The organism is Pedobacter sp. SYSU D00535 (assembly GCF_017355855.1).
In the GTDB taxonomy this organism is placed as follows: Bacteria; Bacteroidota; Bacteroidia; order Sphingobacteriales; family Sphingobacteriaceae; genus Desertivirga.
The window spans coordinates 684,467-705,141 of the sequence record NZ_JAFEWD010000001.1; the positions used below are offsets into that span (position 1 = coordinate 684,467).

At 44.4% G+C, this 20,675-nt stretch carries 22 protein-coding genes; 5 read left to right on the plus strand and 17 right to left on the minus strand.

What is annotated here, in order from left to right:
* The gene (locus J4N23_RS02690; RefSeq protein WP_207425460.1) at positions 1-1,617 is read right to left on the minus strand and encodes a fucose isomerase; all 1,617 of its coding nucleotides are present in this window, start codon (positions 1,615-1,617) and stop codon (positions 1-3) included.
* A gap of 272 nt (positions 1,618-1,889) precedes the next feature.
* Between J4N23_RS02690 and J4N23_RS02695 the strand changes: the two genes are divergently transcribed.
* Positions 1,890-2,774, plus strand: coding sequence for an AraC family transcriptional regulator (locus J4N23_RS02695; protein ID WP_207425461.1), 885 nt, complete (start codon positions 1,890-1,892; stop codon positions 2,772-2,774).
* 61 nt (positions 2,775-2,835) lie between these two features.
* Here J4N23_RS02695 and J4N23_RS02700 read toward each other — a convergent pair whose 3' ends face one another.
* The 4 genes from J4N23_RS02700 to J4N23_RS02715 form a co-directional block, all read right to left on the minus strand.
* The gene (locus tag J4N23_RS02700) at positions 2,836-3,768 is read right to left on the minus strand and encodes a dihydrodipicolinate synthase family protein (protein WP_207425462.1); all 933 of its coding nucleotides are present in this window, start codon (positions 3,766-3,768) and stop codon (positions 2,836-2,838) included.
* A gap of 97 nt (positions 3,769-3,865) precedes the next feature.
* Positions 3,866-5,419, minus strand: a complete 1,554-nt coding sequence (locus J4N23_RS02705; RefSeq protein ID WP_207425463.1) for a sodium:solute symporter — start codon at positions 5,417-5,419, stop codon at positions 3,866-3,868.
* Between the two features lie 244 nt (positions 5,420-5,663).
* Positions 5,664-6,380 carry a beta-galactosidase trimerization domain-containing protein gene (locus J4N23_RS02710; protein ID WP_207425464.1) on the minus strand — a complete coding sequence of 239 codons (717 nt, stop codon included), beginning with the start codon at positions 6,378-6,380 and terminating at the stop codon, positions 5,664-5,666.
* A complete protein-coding gene (locus J4N23_RS02715) occupies positions 6,359-7,777 on the minus strand; it encodes a beta-galactosidase (protein WP_207425465.1) in 1,419 nt (472 codons plus the stop codon). The genes J4N23_RS02710 and J4N23_RS02715 overlap by 22 nt, the downstream gene beginning before the upstream one ends.
* A gap of 137 nt (positions 7,778-7,914) precedes the next feature.
* On the opposite strand from J4N23_RS02715, the gene J4N23_RS02720 reads away from it, so the two are divergent.
* The 3 genes from J4N23_RS02720 to J4N23_RS02730 are packed head-to-tail and all read left to right on the plus strand — an operon-like array spanning position 7,915 to position 11,055.
* Entirely contained in the window at positions 7,915-8,823 is a 909-nt protein-coding gene (locus J4N23_RS02720) for an ABC transporter ATP-binding protein (protein WP_207425466.1), read from the plus strand.
* Entirely contained in the window at positions 8,816-10,126 is a 1,311-nt protein-coding gene (locus J4N23_RS02725) for an ABC transporter permease (RefSeq protein ID WP_207425467.1), read from the plus strand. Before J4N23_RS02720 ends, J4N23_RS02725 begins: the two co-directional genes overlap by 8 nt.
* An 8-nt stretch (positions 10,127-10,134) precedes the next feature.
* Positions 10,135-11,055, plus strand: a complete 921-nt coding sequence (locus J4N23_RS02730; protein WP_207425468.1) for an exopolyphosphatase — start codon at positions 10,135-10,137, stop codon at positions 11,053-11,055.
* Here the strand turns inward: J4N23_RS02730 and J4N23_RS02735 are convergent.
* From J4N23_RS02735 to J4N23_RS02790, 12 genes are all read right to left on the minus strand, one after another.
* Positions 10,965-11,711 carry a hypothetical protein gene (locus J4N23_RS02735; RefSeq protein ID WP_207425469.1) on the minus strand — a complete coding sequence of 249 codons (747 nt, stop codon included), beginning with the start codon at positions 11,709-11,711 and terminating at the stop codon, positions 10,965-10,967. The two genes, J4N23_RS02730 and J4N23_RS02735, sit on opposite strands and share 91 nt — an antisense overlap.
* Positions 11,712-11,754: 43 nt before the next feature.
* The gene (locus tag J4N23_RS02740) at positions 11,755-12,327 is read right to left on the minus strand and encodes a Maf family nucleotide pyrophosphatase (RefSeq protein WP_207425470.1); all 573 of its coding nucleotides are present in this window, start codon (positions 12,325-12,327) and stop codon (positions 11,755-11,757) included.
* 9 nt (positions 12,328-12,336) lie between these two features.
* Complete coding sequence (locus J4N23_RS02745) at positions 12,337-12,873, minus strand: HAD family hydrolase (RefSeq protein WP_207425471.1); 537 nt, start codon at positions 12,871-12,873, stop codon at positions 12,337-12,339.
* Positions 12,874-12,966: 93 nt separating this feature from the next.
* Complete coding sequence (iscX, locus tag J4N23_RS02750; protein WP_207425472.1) at positions 12,967-13,209, minus strand: Fe-S cluster assembly protein IscX; 243 nt, start codon at positions 13,207-13,209, stop codon at positions 12,967-12,969.
* A gap of 3 nt (positions 13,210-13,212) precedes the next feature.
* The gene (locus J4N23_RS02755; RefSeq protein WP_207425473.1) at positions 13,213-13,545 is read right to left on the minus strand and encodes a 2Fe-2S iron-sulfur cluster-binding protein; all 333 of its coding nucleotides are present in this window, start codon (positions 13,543-13,545) and stop codon (positions 13,213-13,215) included.
* 32 nt (positions 13,546-13,577) lie between these two features.
* The gene (locus J4N23_RS02760; RefSeq protein WP_242689054.1) at positions 13,578-14,351 is read right to left on the minus strand and encodes a Rossmann-like and DUF2520 domain-containing protein; all 774 of its coding nucleotides are present in this window, start codon (positions 14,349-14,351) and stop codon (positions 13,578-13,580) included.
* A complete protein-coding gene (locus tag J4N23_RS02765; protein ID WP_207425474.1) occupies positions 14,351-16,798 on the minus strand; it encodes a heme lyase CcmF/NrfE family subunit in 2,448 nt (815 codons plus the stop codon). Before J4N23_RS02765 ends, J4N23_RS02760 begins: the two co-directional genes overlap by 1 nt.
* A 15-nt stretch (positions 16,799-16,813) precedes the next feature.
* On the minus strand, positions 16,814-17,218 hold the full coding sequence (locus J4N23_RS02770; protein WP_207425475.1) for a cytochrome c maturation protein CcmE: 405 nt from the start codon (positions 17,216-17,218) through the stop codon (positions 16,814-16,816).
* A 124-nt stretch (positions 17,219-17,342) separates the two neighbouring features.
* Positions 17,343-18,293 carry a hypothetical protein gene (locus J4N23_RS02775; protein ID WP_207425476.1) on the minus strand — a complete coding sequence of 317 codons (951 nt, stop codon included), beginning with the start codon at positions 18,291-18,293 and terminating at the stop codon, positions 17,343-17,345.
* 113 nt (positions 18,294-18,406) lie between these two features.
* Positions 18,407-18,904: a pyridoxamine 5'-phosphate oxidase family protein gene (locus J4N23_RS02780; protein WP_207425477.1), complete on the minus strand. Its 498-nt coding sequence runs from the start codon at positions 18,902-18,904 to the stop codon at positions 18,407-18,409.
* Between the two features lie 60 nt (positions 18,905-18,964).
* Positions 18,965-19,561: a DNA-3-methyladenine glycosylase gene (locus J4N23_RS02785; RefSeq protein ID WP_207425478.1), complete on the minus strand. Its 597-nt coding sequence runs from the start codon at positions 19,559-19,561 to the stop codon at positions 18,965-18,967.
* Positions 19,562-19,566: 5 nt separating this feature from the next.
* On the minus strand, positions 19,567-20,040 hold the full coding sequence (locus J4N23_RS02790) for a GAF domain-containing protein (RefSeq protein WP_207425479.1): 474 nt from the start codon (positions 20,038-20,040) through the stop codon (positions 19,567-19,569).
* A 145-nt stretch (positions 20,041-20,185) separates the two neighbouring features.
* Between J4N23_RS02790 and J4N23_RS02795 the strand changes: the two genes are divergently transcribed.
* The gene (locus tag J4N23_RS02795; protein WP_207425480.1) at positions 20,186-20,608 is read left to right on the plus strand and encodes a hypothetical protein; all 423 of its coding nucleotides are present in this window, start codon (positions 20,186-20,188) and stop codon (positions 20,606-20,608) included.
* Positions 20,609-20,675: the final 67 nt, after the last annotated feature.

The window sequence follows — 20,675 nt, forward strand, 5'->3', positions numbered from 1 at the left end:
CTAGATTTCCACATCTCCACAGAAATGGACCTCTAAGCCCAGCTCTGCCATTGCCGCCGCTTTGATCCGACAACTGCGATGTGCTGTAGCTTCATCAGTAGTGTACACTACATGGATATGGTTAGCTTTATGTCTTGCCATCATCTGGTCGCGATTTACGCCTTTTAATACCGCATGCATAATTGGCCAGGCCGGTGTTGTTTCGTTCCATCTCCTTTGAGTTTCCTCCTCCGGAAGTGAAACCACCTCTCCTACTCCGAGGTCGCAGTGAAGTTTGTCATCCATCACATAAACTCGGCTCCAAACAATACTTCCTGGTTTACTAACTCCTTTAAGAGTCCCCCCGCCAAGACGGAAGTACATAGGTGGCTGCCTGTCGCTACTGGCTCCCTTATAGCCGTCTAGAAAATGAGCAGGAGGAGCTGCGCCCGAGATCAAGAAGACCCAGACGAAATCGTCAATGCCATTTCCTGAATAATGCTGCCCCCAACGCAAATCGTGCAACGTGTTTTCTCCCGGCATGCCCAGCTTTTTCCATAGATGATACGTTACCAACGCATCCAAGCCTGCGCATTCGTCTACCTCGTTAAAATGAGGAAGAGCTTCGCCGGCGAAGAGTTCCTTTCCTGATTTGGAGAATGCTGGCGGACGCTCCTGGTTGTTTAACAATCCCTCTACCAGATCACTGGCAACCGTCAGATCTTTAAGTCCTTGCTGATATTGGATTCCGATGGTATCACATCCAAATTCATCGGCAATACGAAGAGCAGCGATGTACATTTTACATTGCTCGAGACTTTGTTCGCGGGTTAGTTCCGTCGTGCCGTCAGTACCCCAGTTAAAGGTCATTCCTTTCTGAAGCAACCATTCGAGCACTGCCTCTGCCTCTGCGTCTTCCACCTCTCGCATAGCGGCGAATAAGCCCGACTGGCTCAGCCGTTCTTTGAAAATACCTGTCTTATGAAGAATCTGATCCGGAATAATAGCATTGTACATCCCCATACAGCCTTCATCAAAAACTCCCATGATCGCTTTATTCTGCTTCAGTTGCCTCGCGAATGCTCTTCCTGTCTGCTCGTCTTCAAAAGGAATTTTAGCGAGGTCGTAGCTTAACACGTGACGCTGATCATGCTTGATTTTTCCGGTTGACAACCACTCGTCCAAACCATTTAAGAAAAACTGATCGTCAAAGTTTTCACTCCATAATGAGCTGTAAACTACGCCGGCTTTGGTCAGGCTACCGTTGAGGTTCAGCATGCCTACCAGTCCGGGCCACATGCCACTCCAGTTGGCAACTGTCAAAATAGGTCCCTTATGAGTAGTTAATCCTGCCAACACATGGTGCGTGTATTGCCAAACGCTCTCGGCAACAATGAGTGGTTGCTCAGGATCAATTTGCCGGAAAACTTCCATTCCCATTTTCTGGGAATCAATGAAACCATGCTTTTTAACAGGATCGTACGGGTGCGCCCTTTTTACAGTCCAGCCTTTGCTTTCAATTGCTTTGATCAGTAAATCTTCCATCTGACTCTGTGCCTCCCAGCAACTCTGATTAGCTGAAAGCCGTAAGTCTCCACTTGCTACTAATAAAACTTCTTTAGGGTTGTTTTCCTTCATGTCTGATTAAGAATCTTGTATCCCGGAATGGGTTAATATGCTGTAAAACTTCTGTTATAATTGGCGTCAGCAATTGCTAACTATACAAATTTGAGCCATTACCCGTTGTAAATACTGGTGATTTTTATCTACTTAGTGTAGGATGTTATCATTTAAAATAAAAAGTACTATCTTTAAATTATAAGAATGAAGATCAAACTTCCTTACTATTGATCTTTAACGAGTTATAGAAAATTTACGATTTACCGATTGCTGTTTTAATTATTTCGTACATGAAGCCTCTTTTTCATAAAGTTCCCGTAAAACTACAAAGCTCGTTCAGTATCCGACATGACGTGAAGCCAAATTTTGGAACAATTTGGCATTACCATCCCGAGCTGGAGCTACATTATAACATTAGTGGTGAAGGAGTTAAGTTTATTGGAGATAACATCAGCAATTTTTCACCAGGAGAAATTATATTGCTGGGCGAAAATTTGCCGCACACCTGGAGGTGTAATGAGGAATATTTTCAGGGAACCCCGGATCTCAACATCGAAGCAATTGTAATACATTTTTTACCCGACTGTTTAGGCAAGTATCTTTTAACGCTTCCCGAGGCTTATTTAATTCCCAAATTGTACGAGAAAGCCAAGAGTGGGATGATTTTTTACGGAGCAACAAAGGAAAAATTGGCCCGACTAATGGTCTCAGCTAATGAGGCTACTAACCTTGACAAAATCATCGTCCTGCTATCCATTTTAAAGACGATGGCCGAGACGGAAGAATATAAAACGATTGTAACGGGCCAGACAGCATTCTACCAATCAACCGAGTCCGACACTATCCGCCTGAACAAGGTGTGCACCTACACTCTTTCGAACTATAAAAAAGACATCACTCTTGAAGAGATCGCCTCTATAAGTAACCTGAGTGTTACCTCTTTTTGCAGGTATTTCAAGATGATGACGAAGAAGACCTACTACGATTTCCTCATAGAAATACGCATCAGCCACGCTTGCAGGGCCTTGGTAGAAGATAAGCTTCCCACGGAAGTGATCTGCTTTGACTGCGGCTTCAACAATGTTTCCAACTTCTACAGACACTTTAAAAAAGTAACCGGAATTACCCCGCTTGAGTACAAAAGGAAGTATCTGAGCAAAGTAAAACAGGCATAAAAAAACGCTGAAAACTAAAAGTTTCCAGCGTACTATTAAGGAAGGTAAAGGGGGAGCAAGGTTAAATAGCTACTTTCAAATCCAGATCTTTCTGGAGTAGATTGTAGTTTGTGTATAATGTCTCGATCTCTTTCGTTACCGTTGCAGTGAAATCACCAACAGCTCTTCTGGTAAACAGCGAAATATTAAGTCCTCGTTTCTGCAAAAAGTATTTAGACACGATCGGATAAACGTTGTGCATTACATCCATGTTTTCGATCAAAAAGCGCTGAACCCGGTCTACCTCCGCCTGCACTGATGGATCATCGTAATAATTACACAACCACACAATCAGCTCGGGAAAGTAGTTTCCTTGTATACAGGACAACCCAGCCGATCCTGCTTTCAGCGATTCGACGGCGTGAACCATGTACGCGTCATATAGGCCGAATTTAAAGCCTTCAGTAGCCTTCAATTTATTTTTGATATCCTCGATATTAAGGGAGGTATCTTTATGATAAATTACCCTTCCGGTTTCAACAAAACTTTTCAGCTGCTCGTGCGACAACAGACGTTTGTATGGAACCGGGCATTCATAAAAGCCTACGGGCACATCAGAAGTAAGATTTAACAGTTGAAAAACGCGTTCGTTGAAAACAGCGTCCGATTCATCCTGCCCGGCCAGCAGACTGGTAATAAGAATTACAGCCTCTGTGCCTGTATCATTCACTTTTTTAACAAAGTCTGCCTGTTTTCCAATAGCCCCTCCAAAGGTTCCGGTCGCAACCACGGGCACAGCCCCATCCACAACCTTTACTACATGCTTGATCGCCTGGATCCGCTCTTCGTCTGTAAGTTCAAACATTTCACTCGAAAGACAGTTGGCGAACAAACCCTTCGCACCCGCCTCCAGATACAATTCTGTGAGTCTTGTTAACGCATCAAAATCTATATTGCCATTGTCCTGAAAAGGCGTAAGCATGACCGGGATGAACCCTTTTTGTGAGTTTTCCATTTATTTTAAATGATAATATGTTATAATAGATTTTATTTAATCGATAAACCTCAAAATTTGCATTGATTGCTTTTCTGTTCGTGATATTTCATAATCTCTAAGTCCGCTTTCGGATCTTAGTAAGAAGAACTCCGAACAAAAAGATAGTGAGCGTTCCCACCACAATAATCATGTTTTTATGCATTGTACTTTGCAGCAAAGGATAATCTACAAGAAGACTTCCTGAAAAAGTCATCCAAAGGATCACAATAATCCCGATTGCCGTGGCCAGAAGTGCCTCATGGTTTTTGCTCTGCTTGCTGATGATTCCCAGTAAAAATAGCCCCAGCATGCCGGCCGCAAATATTCCTGAAAGCTCCCACCACATGTCAAGAATACTTTTAACGCCTATCATGGCAATGCCCGCACCCATCCCTATCAAGCCGAAAACAGCCGTGCCGATGTGGAGAACACGCAGGTTTTGTTTGTCGTTTACGTCGTGTTTAATATAGCGTTGATAAATGTCGACAGAAAAGACGGTAGCGGATGCGTTCATTCCGGAGCTGATCGTACTCATTGCAGCAGCAAGTATTGCTGATAAAATAAGTCCTACTAAGCCTGCAGGAATTTTAGATACCATAAATGCAGGCATCACTTTATCGCCATAGTCTGCCGGCGTTAAAGACGCCGCCATCGCAGTTACCTGGCTTTCAGAAGCCCCGGCAGGTAAGCGTTCAACCGCCACTTGTTGTCTCACCTGTTCTATAAGCTCTGGATGGGCTTGAGCATAAGCATAAAGCGAAGTACCTATCAAAAAGAAAAGTAGTGAAACCGGCACGTACATCCACACGCATAACCAAACCGACTTAGACGCTGATTTTTCATTTTCAGCTGTGTGATACCGCTGAACGTAGTTTTGATCCATTCCGAAATTGTTCAGGTTTATAAAGAAACCGTAAAGAAGGATCACCCAGAATGATGAACTGGTAAAATCCGGGGAGAAGCTTCCGAGACTGAATTTCCCGTCAGCAGCACCGATTTCAACAATCTTTGATACTCCTCCTGGCAAGTCGGAAACGATCATATATAATATAAGCAGCGCACCAAATGTCTTAATTACTGCTTGCACCACCTCGGTCCAGATAACCGCTTCCATACCTCCCAGTACCGTATAAAAAATAATGCAGAGGCCTGTTACTATCATGATAGCTTGCATTGAATATCCTGTTAAGGCTTGGAGTGTAATAGCTATCCCAAAAAAAATGGAACCCATACGAGCCACTTGAGTCAGCAGGAAGCAAACCACTGCATACGTCCTGGCCCAGGCGCCGAAGCGGTGTTCAAGGTGAGTGTAGGCTGAGATCTCACCGGTACCACGATAAAATGGTACAAAATATTTGGAAGCAACCCAGGCTGCCAGGGGAATTGAAAGACTGAAAACGAAAGCGTTCCAGTTGCTCCCGAAAGCTTTACCAGGAACTCCGATAAAGGTATTACTGCTTAGAAACGTAGCATAAATGGACAAGCCGATCGCCCAACTGGGGATCATTCCTGATGCTTTCGTAAACTGATCCGAATTCTTATTCTTCCTGGAAAAATACACGCCAACCAAAATCATTGACAGCAGGTAAATAAGTATTACAGCAAGATCTAATATGGGAAGGCCCTTCATTTAATAAGTTTCAATTTTTAATTGGTTATACCGACGTCTAAATCAGTAAACAAATATCCTGTAGGATTGATCCGCTTTTTTATAGCATTTTTTCCATGTATTATACCATCTTATCTTAATGTTAAAAATACACTAATTAACTCCAAATTATCAGGATTGCAGGTAGTAATGAATGCCAGTGCTAGAAAAAACAAAAGGGTCGCGCCTTTGCAGGTGCGACCCTTTTAATATTATTTATGACCGACTACTCTTTCCAAATAACTACTTCTGCTGGCATCAATGTTTTTTGACCGATAATTACTTTAGAACTTCCCCTCATCGGAACATCGTAAAGCTTTTCTCCATAATTGACGCCAACCCAAAATCCGTCCCTCCACTCCAGAATAACTCCATCGGGCAAATCTCTGATGGGAATCTTAGCAACTTCGTAGACCCGTTTCAAAGCGGCTTTTTCCAAAGCACCGTCGTCGGTGTCTGGACCAACAAATGTTACCGTCCCTTTGCCTACTTTCGCGTGTGTTACGGCAGCGCCGCCGCTATAATATTGGTTGGTGTAGGAGGCCCATACCTCCGTACCCTGATCCGGATCAAGCACATCAGCCCAGTTGTTCCAATTATAGGCCTCATTGCCCATCTTTATCGTTCCGGTTCTATTCTCGGGTAGATGATCATAAAAAGCTACCTTTCCCTTGATTAGGTTATGAATTGGCTTGGTCCAGGTCATTTCCCAAATCTTACCATCCCTATCCTTTTGTCCCGTACGGGAAGTAAGCACCAGATGCCCTCCCTGTTCTACGTATTTCCTCCAACGCTCTACTAAACCTCCGTCTAAGAGCTGATAGGAAGGTGCAACTAACACCGGGTAGTTATTGAAATCCTTGGCCTCTGTGATTACGTCGACCGGAGCTCCAAACTGTTTTAATGCGCCATAATATTTCATTAGTGGCTCAGATAATTCCATTGATAGGTTTGTGGTTGATTGTCGGTTTCCCAGCGATTGTCGGGGCTATATAATAAGGCAGTAAGGCGCTTTTTATAATCAGCTGGCATCTGTGCTTTAGCATCGTAGTTTTTCCGCAGCAGCTCCATCTCCTTATTCACCTTAATATATTCCAAACCGCTGGTACTCGGATTAATCCCGTCAGGACCAATAATGCCATAGTGATACTGCTCGCCTCCCGTAAGTGGCTGGCGGAACCGATAGTTGCAAACAAACTTGTTCCCACCTGCAAAGGCATGCCAAATCCACATCCTCACTACTCCGGGGTAAGTTTGCGGATTGAACTTTCCCCAGTTTACCTGCCCGGGTTGTAGTTCCATTACTCCTGTGACGCCGTTAATTGAGCGGAAAAGGTCGTTAGCAAAGGCGATACTTGTAGGAGAACCTTTCCGAAAGCCCTGGTCTCCAATACCCATATCATAGCCGGCGACCAAATATTTAGTGTAAGTCACGAAATCCAGATTAGTCATCCTTGTTGGGTCAACCGGAGCATGGTCTGGCATAAGGTTAGTAGTGATCCATTGGGTTGCAGGAATGTACTTTCTTAAAATATTGTACTGCAGCCCCATGAAGTCCGTCACCTCATCCGCGGAAAACCGCCGGTAATCAAGCACTGCATGAGGATTTGGCTGAGCAATAAGCTCCTTTTGGTTGGGTATACGGATTTGCTCAAAATTATCATACACAAGACTCCAGAATGCTGTACCCCATACTTTATTCAGCGTGTCAATCGACTTGTATTTATTCTTCAGCCATTTCTGAAAACTTGCCTGTGCGGCAGGACTGTAATCATATTGTCCATAGTGGCTGGGCTCGTTATCAAGCTGCCACCCCCAGATGCGCTTATCATTGGCGTAGTGTTTAGCCATAGCCTCCACCATTTTCGAAACGTATTGCCTGTACACGGGGCTCGACCAGGATATGTGCTGCCGGGAACCGTGTTGCATAGTCCTCCCCTCCTCGTTCACCATCAATATTTCCGGATGCTTTTGCGCTAGCCAAGCAGGTGGCGTAGGACTGGAGGTACACATAATTACTTTGATACCGTTTTTATGCGCAAGCTCTACCGCTTCATCGAGCCACTTAAAATCAAACTTCCCTTCCTGCGGCTCAATAAAAGCCCAGGCAAATTCCGCAAAGTGGGTAAATTCAAACCCTAGCTCGGCCATTTTTTTCAGATCCCGCTCCCACTGGGCCCTCGGCCACTGCTCTGGATAGTAGTACGAGCCGATAGTCATCAAATCCCTGGCAGGAAAAAACCTTTCCGGATTTTGTGCATTTGAAGGGATACTAACGAAATTCAGGGCTGCCACCAGAGCAAGCGGACAGATTGCTTTGTTGATTTTAGGTATTCGCATTGGTTATATTTTGTCAACTAATCTAAAAATAAATATTCAGGTGTGGGAACTTAAAAGACTTATCGAAAATTGATATGTTTGATTGCTAGTAACAAGTTCTACCCTAAATTCTCTAAATACTTTATCAAATCTTACGGATGCTCGCAGTAAAAAACATAGTAAAGCAATACGCCAACCATCGGGCACTAGACGATGTAAGCCTGGAAGTAGCCACAGGAAGTATATTTGGGCTTCTGGGACCGAACGGTGCCGGAAAGACCTCCCTGATACGTATCATCAATCAGATCACCGGTCCCGATGAGGGTACCGTGTTGTTTGACGGAGAAGTATTAAATCCATCCCACATTAATAGGATCGGCTACCTGCCCGAAGAACGGGGGCTCTACAAAAAGATGGAAATTGGCGACCAGATGTTATACCTGGCCCAGTTAAAAGGTTTATCGCGTAAGGAGGCCCGCGAAAGGTGTAAGTACTGGTTCGAGAAGATGGAAATGCAAACCTGGTGGAAGAAAAAAGTGGAGGATTTGAGCAAAGGGATGCAACAAAAGGTGCAATTTGTAGCCACCGTAATCCATCAGCCTGAACTGATCATTCTGGACGAACCTTTCTCAGGCTTCGATCCTGTGAATGCTGAAATTATAAAAGAGGAAATTCTGGAACTAAACCGCCAGGGAGCTACCATTATCTTTTCAACTCACCGGATGGAGTCTGTGGAGCAACTATGCGACAGCATTGCGTTGATTAACAAATCAAGGAAAATACTCGACGGAAAGGTGAAGGATATCAGAAATTCGTACAGAAGCCAAACCTATTGCATAGAATACTCTGGCGATACAGAACTGGGTTTCAATCCGGTGTTTGACATTCTGCAGCACCAACGTTCAGAGGATGGTCAGCAGCTACGACTAAAGCTGAAAGATGGAAAAACGGTCAATGATGCGCTGGCCATGTTGATCCCTATGGTGTCTATTCAATCGCTTACAGAGGTGATACCAACCATACACGAGATATTTATTGAAAAGGTGAAAGGAATTAATCATGAATAAAATATTACTTGTAATTCAAAGGGAATACTTGAGCCGGGTAAAGAAAAAAAGCTTTTTGCTGATGACTTTCCTGGTGCCTGTTCTTTTCATTGGGATGATCGCCCTGGTAGCCTTTTTAACCAGCAGAGGGGGTGATGAAGTAACACGGATTGAGGTAATTGACCAAAGCGGCATTTTTGCTGATAAATTTAAAGACAGCAGAAACGTTGACTTTGAACGTGCTGCTGCAACTGATTTGGTGCAGGCGAAAGCCGCCGCCCGAAAGAATGACGCCTTTGTTCTTTTCATCCCCGCAAATGTGGTTCAGGAAGGAAATGCAGAATTGGCCTCTGAGAAAAAACCGCCTTTGGTGGCTCTAAACGAAGTACGAAGCCAGATGAACGAGGTATTGCGAAATCGAATGCTCGCAGATGCCGGAATCAATCCGGAAACGCTTAAAAGCATTGATCCGGAAATATCTATTACCTCCAAGGAACTGACGGAGGAAGGCGAGCAAGACACCAATACCGGAGCCCTCTATGGAATTAGTTTTGCTTCGGCGATTTTAATCTACATCTGTCTGTTCGTTTATGGAGCGCAGGTAATGCGAGGTGTAATTGAAGAAAAAACAAGCCGCATTGTCGAGGTGATCATCTCCTCAGTTAAACCATTCCAACTGATGCTTGGAAAAATTATTGGAATTGGTTTGGTTGGAATCACTCAATTTTTGCTTTGGATCATCTTGTCGACTACCCTTGCTTCCCTGGCTGGACAACAGCTGCTGGGTGACCGGATAGAGAGTCTTAAAAATATGGATCCGGAACAAATGGAGCAGATCAACAAGAATGCGGGGAATGCTCCGGAGGTAACGGCCCTACTTCAAGGTATGGAAAACGTGCCTATTGCTTACATCGTAACCGTCTTCCTGATTTATTTCCTTGGCGGATACCTACTTTATAGCGCCTTATTTGCGGCGGTAGGTTCAGCAGTCGACAATGAGACGGAAACTCAGCAATTTATGCTTCCGATAACGCTGCCCTTGCTCTTTACCTACATCATGGCGTTCAGCTTTATAGCCAACAATCCTAACAGCACGCTCTCATTCTGGCTGAGTATCATCCCGTTCACCTCTCCTATCGCAATGATGGTGAGACTACCTTTTGGCGTACCCGATTGGGAACTTGCGCTCTCCATTGCCCTGCTCGTCGTCGGTTTTATCTTCACCACCTGGGTGGCCGCGAGGATTTACCGGGTTGGAATATTGATGTACGGAAAAAAGGCAAATTACAAGGAGCTGATGAAATGGTTCTTATATAAGGCTTGATGGCGGGAATGGAAAAGGTTGCGGTACTGGATTTAGGGACAAATACCTTTCACCTGCTTATTGCGGAGGTTTCAGCATCATCCATTAAAAAAGTAGTTGCTGAACAACGACACGTAAAACTGGGTGAAGGTGGGATTAACCAGGGGGAAATAGCACCGACAGCATTTCAACGTGGCCTTGAAGCGTTGCTTTCTTTCGGGAAATTGATAGAAGAACATGACGTAAATAAGGTAAAAGCCGTGGGTACTTCAGCCTTGCGCTCCGCCGGCAATGGATTAAGCTTCGTTGAACAGGTGAAACGTTTTACCGGAATTGAGATCGAGCTTATTGACGGCGAAAAAGAGGCGGAACTTATTTACAAAGGAGTGCGCATGGCTATAAATCCTGAGGTCTCCTCTCTCATTATGGATATAGGCGGTGGCAGTGTAGAGTTTATCCTTTGTGACGCGAAAGAGATACTGTGGAAGAAAAGTTATCCGGTAGGCGCAGCACGACTAATGGATCGTTTTCATAAATCAGACCCTATTGCGAGCACGGAAGCTGAATCTATCCGCAACCATCTGGACGAGGTGCTGTCTGACTTGAAGCAGCAGGCGCTAACGTATAAACCCGAGTTATTGATAGGTTCTGCAGGGGCCTTTGAATCATTTGCTGCTCTGGTGCTCAACAAATCCGGCAGAGAGCAGCAAGTGATAACACAAAGTTTCGAGTTTGATAGACAAGAGTTATTGCTGGTACTTGAAGAGTTGATTTCTTCGACTCACCAACAGCGCGCCGACAACACTTTAATTATCCCCGTAAGGGTGGATATGATTGTAGTAGCAGCGATTCTAACACGTTATATCCTGGGAGAACTCAACTTACCTGGGATCAGGATGTCCGCCTTTTCTCTGAAGGAAGGTCTGCTAGCTGAAACAATAGGTTTCTGACCGTCTAAGGCAAACTTCTGACCGGTTTTAAAAAGCACATTGTTCCAAGCGATCATTAAGAAGAAGCAGATACTAAAGAACATCTCTCCGAATTCTTCCTCGTAGCCTGTTTGAAAATCAAGCATCAAAATAGCTCCCATCAGGAAAGCTGGAATGAGGAAATGTGGTGGGATAATAAAATGTCTGTCATGGTCTTTCAACCATTTGAAGTCCTGCTTACCTTTTTGCTGCCTCCATGGTAGTATCACGCCCCAAACGAGCATCGCGAGTAATGCAATATGCTTGGTTTTGATATGAAATATCCCCTGGAAGGTGTTGTGTAAATTGATCTCATTCTGGTCGCTGTGTTTCTGAAAAAATTCAGTCGACTCAATGCCGAACACTCGTTGTCCCCAGCTGATTTCTTCAAAGCCTGCCAGCAGAGTAAATCCGGCGAACAAGATGAAGAACCAGTGATAATAGTTGTAAGATTGTTTGATCTTGAAAGCTAAGATTGCTGAGTAAATCCCGGTAAAGAAAAGGAAAGCAAATGTAATCCACTCTACAATGTAATCTTCATTCACCAGAAGTCGGTAAAACGGGCGGTCTACAAAATAAATGCTGGCAAAAAGAATCACCAGCGAAGGGAATAAGTAGTAGGTAATTTTCTTGATCATGTTGTGTGCTGTCTAGACACAACAAAAGCCTAACAAAAAGGTTTTATTCGCTTAACTTAAGAAGCTCCTGGTAAACACGATGTGTAGGCAGGCCGACTACATTGGAGTACGAGCCTACTATCTTTTCGATCCCCATCAACCCTATCCATTCTTGAATGCCGTAGGAGCCGGCCTTGTCAAAAGGTTTGCAGGTGTCGATATAGTAGCTAATCTCCTCGGGAGCAAGGCTTAAAAAGTACACCTCAGTGGTCTCATAAAATGAGGAAAGCTTACCGTTACGAAGTAGAGCAACTCCGGTAATTACCTCGTGTTTCCTCCCTGAGAGCAGAGACAGGACGTTGAAGGCCTCCTCAGCGCTTTCGGGCTTGCCTAAGATCTTATCATCAATACACACAATAGTGTCTGCCGTAATCACTACTTCATTTTCAGTCAAAGCATCATCGAAAGCATGAGCTTTTTTCTCGGCGATATACACAGCAACCTCTGCCGGTGTTAAGCCTCTCGGGAAGGATTCGTCCACATCCCTTAAGATAACGCGAAAGTCAATACCCAGCAATTTCAACAACTCCTGGCGGCGTGGCGACTTCGATGCTAAGATGACTGGAGGAAATTTCATAGATGATCTTTAAGCGGATGGGATGGTATCTTCCTGTGCTGAGGGGTTTAAGTCGTACCAATTCCCCTGAACTCTCAACACTTTCTCAATAACGTCTCTCACACAGCCGAAACCTCCATTCTTACCCGAAATGTATTCACTGACAGATTTCACTTCTTCTACGGCATCAGCCGGGCAAGTGGGAGCCCCAACAACCCTCATTACGGGGATATCAGGAATGTCATCGCCCATATACAGCACCTCCTCGTCCTTCAGGCCGTGCTTCTCGATAAAGGTCCGGTACACTTCCAGTTTTTTGTCTACACCCAAATGCACGTCCGTTATCCCTAATCCTTTAAGACGCAACGTTACGGTCTGCGACTTGCCACCAGAGATTACACAAATAAAGTAGCCTTTTTTCACTGCCAGCTGCATTGCGTAGCCATCTCTCACGTTGAATCTGCGCAACTGCTCGCCCGTCTCTGTAACCAGGATAGTTGCGTCGGTCAGGACGCCGTCTATGTCTAGAACAAAGGCCTTAATATCTTTTAATTTGGATAAGAACATGATTCGTTTTTGTGGGAGATCTGAATGCGGATAAAAATTACGGATATGGTCAGAGTGATTTACATATCCGTAAAGGAGATTCAGTAATAGCGACTATTGATTATCCCGCCACTCGTACACCCAGGCTGATTGGATCTGCTCCAGGTGTCCCTCGTTGCATTCTTCACGTTTGCCAACGAAATTAGGAAGACTAAGCACCCATTCCATCAGATCGGTAAAACGAATGCGGTATATTTTTGATTCGTCGAAGTCGTCACCAAACTTTTCATACAAGCCCATGGCGATATCTTCGTAATCGCTCCAGCTAAAGGGTAAAGCAAATTTATCCTGATTCATATTTTAATGTCCTAAAAATTGTGATTGATCCGGTAGCGTTACTTCGATATCTCCATCAAGTACTACGCATTGACAGCCCAGGCGTGAATTGATTCTTGGATTAACAGCGCGGTCGATAAAGTCTTCTTCCTTGTCAGAAATTTCCTGAAGATTATCCATTCCCTGATTAACGTAGATATGGCAGGTACTGCAACCACAAACCCCACCGCAGTTATGCTGAAGCTCAATGCCATTGTCCATACACACATCAAGCACCGACTCGCCTTCTGCTATCGGCAGCTCTACCGACTCATGTCCCGGCTCTTCAAAGTTTATTTTGATTTTGTAAACGTTCATTGTGGCGCAAAATTAAAAAAAATGTAAGGCGGTTAAGACTTTTGATAGAAATTGATAATGTGTTGACTCATCAACTGATAGATTTTCCTCAATTCAGGCTGGTCCTTTAAAAACTCAAAATGCTTTGCCAGTGTAAGTTGATCATTTCTAACTGCAGGACCGGTTTGCACCTCCTGGGGATTAAAAGTTTGGGCTTTAGCTGCTGTTTCTTCAATCAATGGCCTAATTAAGTCGAAGTCCATCTTATTCTGGCTGAGAATTTCGCTCGCTATGGAGTAAAGGTGATTGCTGAAGTTGCAGGCAAAAACCGCAGCCACATGCAATGCCTTTCGCTGCTCAGAATTTAAGATAACCGCCTTATGTGACAGCGATTTAGCCAGAGCTAGCAAATCCCCCGTTACGTTGGTCGAACTCCCTTCGATCAACATAGGAACTTTTTGAAAATCAACAGCACGCTGCTTAGAGAAAGTTTGAAGAGGGTAAAACACCCCGCACCTGTTCAAATGTCCATCAAACACATCTAAGCCTGTTGTTCCTGAGGTATGAACGATGAGTTTATCCTGAAAAGGAAATTGGGCACAAACCGCAGGGATAGCATTATCAGAAACGGAAATAATATAAATTTCAGCTTCTTCAGAAAGAGATTCAAGGTCGGAAATAGGGCTGGCATCTAAAGATACTGCAAGCTGCTGAGCGTTCTCGAATGTCCTGCTCCAAACTTGCAGTATCTGATGGCCTGCTGATTTTAGTGCTTGTCCGAGGTGGGTAGCTACATTTCCACTTCCAAGAAGCACAACCTTCATCATTAAACCGTTTTAATTTCTTTGTTACGTCTGAAAATGGACAACAAGAAACCTATAACCATGATAATTGTCCCCCCCCAGAACAAATTGATATAAGGGAATTTGATCGCTTTTAACACAATCCATTTCTTTTCCGCCTGAGGTTTCTGAAATACCATCAGCTCCAGCTTGTTATTTTGCGGATCGATCTTAGAGAACCGAAATCTTAATCCTGCCTCGTCAACGTTTTTAGGAAAATCGAACTGATTGCCGTTCTTGATGAGGTACAATGGCTGAGCCTTAAACTTCCTACCACCCTTATCCACCACTTCTAAATCCAGACCAACGGCTACGTCACCTTTTGCCAACGGAATTTTCTCGATAGAAGCGTTCATGTTAACGCCTTTTACCACAATAATACCATTTCTATAGTTGACAGTATCACCCGGATTTACCTGGTGAGTGGTTGGTGAGTCGTAATCTTCTTCTTCTGAATGGCCTTCGTGTTCATGATGTTCTTCAGCCTGCTCCTCTTTCAATGGCACACTGCTTACGTGGGTGTAGATATCATGAAGAAGGTAATGACGGGTATCGGGAGATGCTACGATTGAGCGCATCTTCGCGTTCTGTTGGGCATTCGGATAAAGGTCGAATTCTTCCTTTACCTTGCCGTTTTCAACTACCTTATAATTGACACGGTAGTAGGTATTCGGACCTTCGGTCGAATCGCCCATGTAGGTCACCATATACTTATCCATTTGAACCGGTTCGTTCTCATAAAGCATAATATTTTCCCGCGGATTGTTGTCTTTGGCAAACTCCTCACCAAAACCAACACCCGTATTATTTACCGAGATAACATCATTGGTAGCTGCCGCTACAAGAGCTCCAATTAAAAGCAAACCAAACCCAATGTGAGCTACGGATGAACCTGCCAACTTCCATTTACCTTTCAGCGAATCGATCAAGATCCTTCCATTACACACAATGGAGAAGATCCCTGCAAACGTTAGTACGATGTACATGAAGTTGGTGTAGACGCCACTTGCATACACAAAAAGCGCCGTTACTACTACCGCAATCAGCACTGCAATACCTACCGTTTTATAAAATTTAGACGAGTCGGTATTACGATATTTAAGGAACTGAGCAAAGCCGGAGATAAGCGCCACCACTACAAAAAAAGGCACCTGCCACTTATTGTAATGCTGAATTTCATCGGCCGGAGGAGCTATTTTAGTTCCAAAAGCTGCATTGAAAACCGGAATAGAGGTAGTTGCGAGAACCTGGATACAGGCTACACTTAATACTAGTGCTCCGATAAACAGCCAAAACTCTCTTGAGTAGGTTTCCTCATCCTTTTGCGTGATCGGCATCTGCTTCCATCTTACCACAATTAAAACGGTGGCCAGGACAGTGAAAACCATAATATAGGTGATCAGGTGCCCAAACATTCCCAAATCTGTAAATGAGTGCACCGAAGTTTCACCTAAAATACCGCTTCGCGTTAGGAACGAAGCATATAAAACCAGTATAAAACTAATCAGCGTAAGGAAGGTAGCCGTGAAGTACGAGTGTCCGGAATGACGGTAAGCCAGGATAACGTGAACCGCTGCAATCAGCGTAAGCCAGGGAATAATTGAGGCATTTTCTACCGGATCCCAGGCCCAGAAACCACCGAAGTTAAGTGCCTCATAAGCCCAGAAAGACCCCATGATGATACCAGCACCCAAGATCATCACTGCAAAAAGCGCCCAGGGCAAAGCAGTAGTAGGCCACTCTTTAAAGCGTTTCTCCCACAAACCTCCTATTGCATAAGCGAAAGGAACGATCATAGAAGCAAAGCCCAAAAACAGTGTTGGCGGGTGGATAACCATCCAGTAATTCTGAAGGAGCGGGTTAAGGCCATTTCCATCGTCGATCAGCGAAAGGTAGTCCGGACGAGAGAAAATCGGACCCTCTACTGCATTTCTAAGCAGAATAAAAGGCGAACTTCCAATTCGTGTCCCCATGATTTCAACGCCTAACAGCATCGAGGCAAGGAATACTTGAGAAAGCATCACCGTAGTCATTACGGAGTTTTCCCAGCTTTTAGCCTTCCAAATAAGGATATTTGCCAGTACTACCTGCCAGAACATCCAAAGCCAAAAGCTTCCCTCCTGACCTTCCCAAAAGCTGGAAATGATATAGTAAACCGGAAGCGACCTTGAAGAATGGCTATAGGCGTAATGATACTCGAACAAATGGTTATAGATGATATAGAAAAGGCATGCACCTATTCCAATCACCGCAATAGAGTTGAGCCAGGTAGCAGCCCTTGCAATTTTCCGCCATGAATCGTCAAGAGTATCCTTAACGGTAGCAAAGTAATATGAGATTGCTGCTAAGAGCGCGGTACCAAAAGATAAAACGATAAAAAACTGGCCGAGTTGACCAGGAAGAAGGTGTTCACCCTCGAACTGTACATCCATTTATGAGAAATAAAATTAAACTGAAGTGGGACTCACTTCCTGAATTTCCACCTGATCCTTATTATACTTAGAAGGGCACTTCATTAAAATTTTTGAAGCCTGAAACTCGCTGCCGACCATTTTTCCGGTTAACACGATCTGCTCAGAACGTTCAAAATCCTGCGGCTTGGTACCGCGGAAAACCACTTTACACTCCTTGCCGTTGTTATCCAGCATGTAGAACGCGAAGTAATTAGCATCTTTTTTAGGATTGTAAATAAGCTCTTTTTCTTTTTGCAAGGTTCCCACCACATGCAATTCCGTTTCTGTTTCCTGAGCATCTGAAAATGTTCCATAGGTGCTGGAGTCTGCATAAGTGCTAATGATTACCCCGATAGCAATGGCAATAATGATAATTCCTATGATTGAGCTTTTTTTCATTGAATAATTGAGGATTTAAAGACCAAACGAATTTGATGGCGCAAAATTACAAATAGTGGACAATAACAAGAATTCTCGGGATGCAGAATAATCAGAATTAGGTAAAGACTTTGATGCAATTGAATTAGGGGAGTTCTAACTGCAATTTGTAAAGGGACGTTTTTCCATCGTCGTTGTCTGCTGTAAGATAAAGTATCAGCTCTCCTTTAGATCTTCTTTCCAGCGCAATTGATTCAACCTTCATCTTATGCAGGGTAGGATGAACGCTGGGGAAAGCCAGCCATGCGTCAGTTCTTAGGGTATCGCGGTTAAATTGCTTAGAAATGTTATCTATCAGGGCCAAATAGCTACTCCCGGTTTCCCCGTCATCATAGGCATTGGCCGTATCCTCCTCAGAAAAGGTTAAAAAAAGAATATCCTTTCCGGGCACATAAGCTAATCCGGAAATTCCCGCATCAGGAGTGGGCGCCTTCAGGGGAATTACATCAACAGGAAAATCTTTCAGGTCCTGATCAAAATCCTCCGGCGTAGTAATCAAAAAATTCTGGGTGTGTGAAGTATTACCTCTGTTGCCGAAAATCCAGCGTCTTCTCAGATGGGCAGCACCTTCAATATTCAAAGCTTCGACACCTGCATTGCGGATCTTATCAAAAAGATGTGCTATATTATATCCTTTAAAAACTTGTGAATCAATCCTGAACCTGTACAAGCTATCGCGGTAAGGTGATAAAGTACCCGATCCGAAAAGCCACAATTCATCCCCCTGCCTCCTCTTTACCAAATCCGAAGATTCCAGGTCCGCTTTAAGCGATTTAGCAACTCGCCGGTCCCACTGCGGAAACAAGGCTCTAGTGCTGATAACATTAAAAGCAGTATCAAGTATTAAAAGATCGGCTGCATCGTCCCCCATCAGGTACAGCTTATTTTTATAGTAGCTGATGGTAGAGCCGGAAGGATAATCAAGTTCCTTAAATAACAGGAGCTTTGCACTTATGTCCTTCGTGCGTACCGGCCGATCCCTACAGGCTGACAGTGCAAGCAGTATTAAAGCAGAAACAAAAAACCTGAGTCGCATTTTAAGCACATAAAAAAAGAGGCTATTTCAAAAATCCCTCCCGACACCAGCAGATGCTGCTATCGGATCCGGAACTTTTGAGCCAGCCTCAGCCTGACCTCCCAAAGTATTTCTTATAAATTTAATTTTCCGTGTTCACTGTGATGCAGTTCTTCGTCTGCTACTGGCGACGAACCTAGTATTCCCATAAACCGAACCATCCCTTCTTCTGCGTGGCTTTCCCAATATTCAGCCTGATAGGGTTTAATTTTCAGCAAGGCGAGTTTTGGATCATCAAGTCCTTCTGAAAAAAACCGGTTCACTGTGGGCGTATACAGCTGCTCCATCTTACTCCTATCGTTTACTACCACTGCATATCCGTTCACAGAAACATAAGTCTGCTTGCCCGGATGCGAGTAGATCACGTTCACTTTGTGCTGCTCTTCCACCTCGCCAACTTTTCCTGAATACTCATTAGTAAAAAACCAGATGAACCCTTCATCATCAATTTCCAACGTCGCCATTGGTCTGCTTCTGACCTCGTCCCCGTTAAGGGTACAAAGCATAGCGATATCAACTTCGTGTATCAGATCTTTCAGCTTTTGAATACTGTCGCGATGTGAACTTTCCATAGTACTGAATTTGTAGAGGAAACAACAGCTGGAAGTGATGGTTTTAAAAAAGAGGAATCGTTAAGGGCGACTGATGTAAGGGCTACCCTTTATATAAAATCGCCAGGGGATGCTTATGTAGGGCTCGTCAATATTAAGGCCTACCCTTTTTGTGGCTACTACCTTCTCTGGTTCAAGCTCAATGTTTCGGTCTTCAATCCAAACGACTTCACCCTGCAGGGACAGCCGATTATGATTCTTGTTGAGAGCAAGAGCTTTGGCGAGGGCGCCCGGCCCCTTACACAGCTTCCGGTCGTCTGTAGTTATTCCGCGGCGGATCCTCATCGTTTCGATTCCCTCAGTCGGTTCTATCGCACGGATCAGCACGGCATGAGAACTTTCTGCAGGACCGGTTACAATATTCAGCATGTCGTGAATGCCATAGCAAACATACATATAAACTATCCCCCCTTCGGCATACATGGCTTCATTACGGGGAGTGCGTCGATGGTTAAAAGCATGGGAACCTCGGTCTTCAGGCCCCTTATACGCTTCGGTTTCTACAATCAGTCCACCAGTTAAAGAGCCATCAATCTTACTAAACAGATACTTTCCCAGGAGCTGTTCAGCAATCAACACCACGTCGTCCCGCTGGTAAAATGAAGGAGCTAATTTCATCAAAATTAAAATTTGATTAGTTGTACAATTGCCTCCAGGTACTTCTGGTCAACCTCATCAAAAGCCGAAAGACGCTCGCTGTCGACGTCCAGTACGCCCACAACCTGGTCTTCTTGAATCAGGGGTACCACAATTTCGGATTTCGACAAAGAACTGCAGGCAATATGCCCCGGAAAAGCTTCGACATCAGGAACTATCAGTGTTCTTCCCTCTGCCCAGGCAGCGCCGCAAACCCCTCGTCCCTTCTGAATCCTGGTGCAGGCTACTGGTCCCTGAAAGGGTCCTAGCACCAGTTCATCGTCTTTAACCAAATAAAAACCTACCCAAAAAAAGTTAAACTGTTCTTTCAGGGCGGCGCTGATATTTGCCAAATTCGCTGTTAGGTCTGATTCTCCCTCGATCAAGGCCCTAATTTGCGGGACCAACGACTGATACTGCTCTTCCTTTTTCCCTTCAATAATTTTCAGATCTTCTGCCATGCTGCAAAAATATCGGGTAAACCGCTTTTTTAAATTCTTTGAAAGGTCATATAAAACTTTTTCGATCAGATGAGCGTCATAATTATACGAGAAGATACGATCAACTCGTTTATTAAACACAAACACCCACACAAACACACACAAGATGAAGAAGTTAGCTTTAACCCTGGCACTAGTGGCAGCTTTGGGAGCTGTTGCTACCGCACAACCCTATCCGCGTGATGATGTAAGACGCTATGACGACAGGAACATTTACCGCGACAACCGCGGTGAGTACCACTGGCAGGTGGTAGAACGCCGAGTATGGGTACCGACGCAGCGGATCGGCTCCGGCATTTTCGGTCGGGTAATTCCCGGACATTACGAAGTGCGACGAGACAGAGTCAAGGTGTATCATGGCAGGGGACGCCATCCGCATGGCATGCCTCCCGGACAACGTAAAAAATACTACGACCGGGATGATAGACGTTGGAATGATAGAGACGACGACCGATGGGATGACAGAGATGAACGCTGGGAAAGAGATCGTCGTGATGACAGACGGTGGAACAATGATTATCGGGGTTAGTCGCCGGTATACCGAACCGTTTGGTAGGAGTTTTTTAAGTTAAGTTTGCTAGCCTTCCGGACAGTCA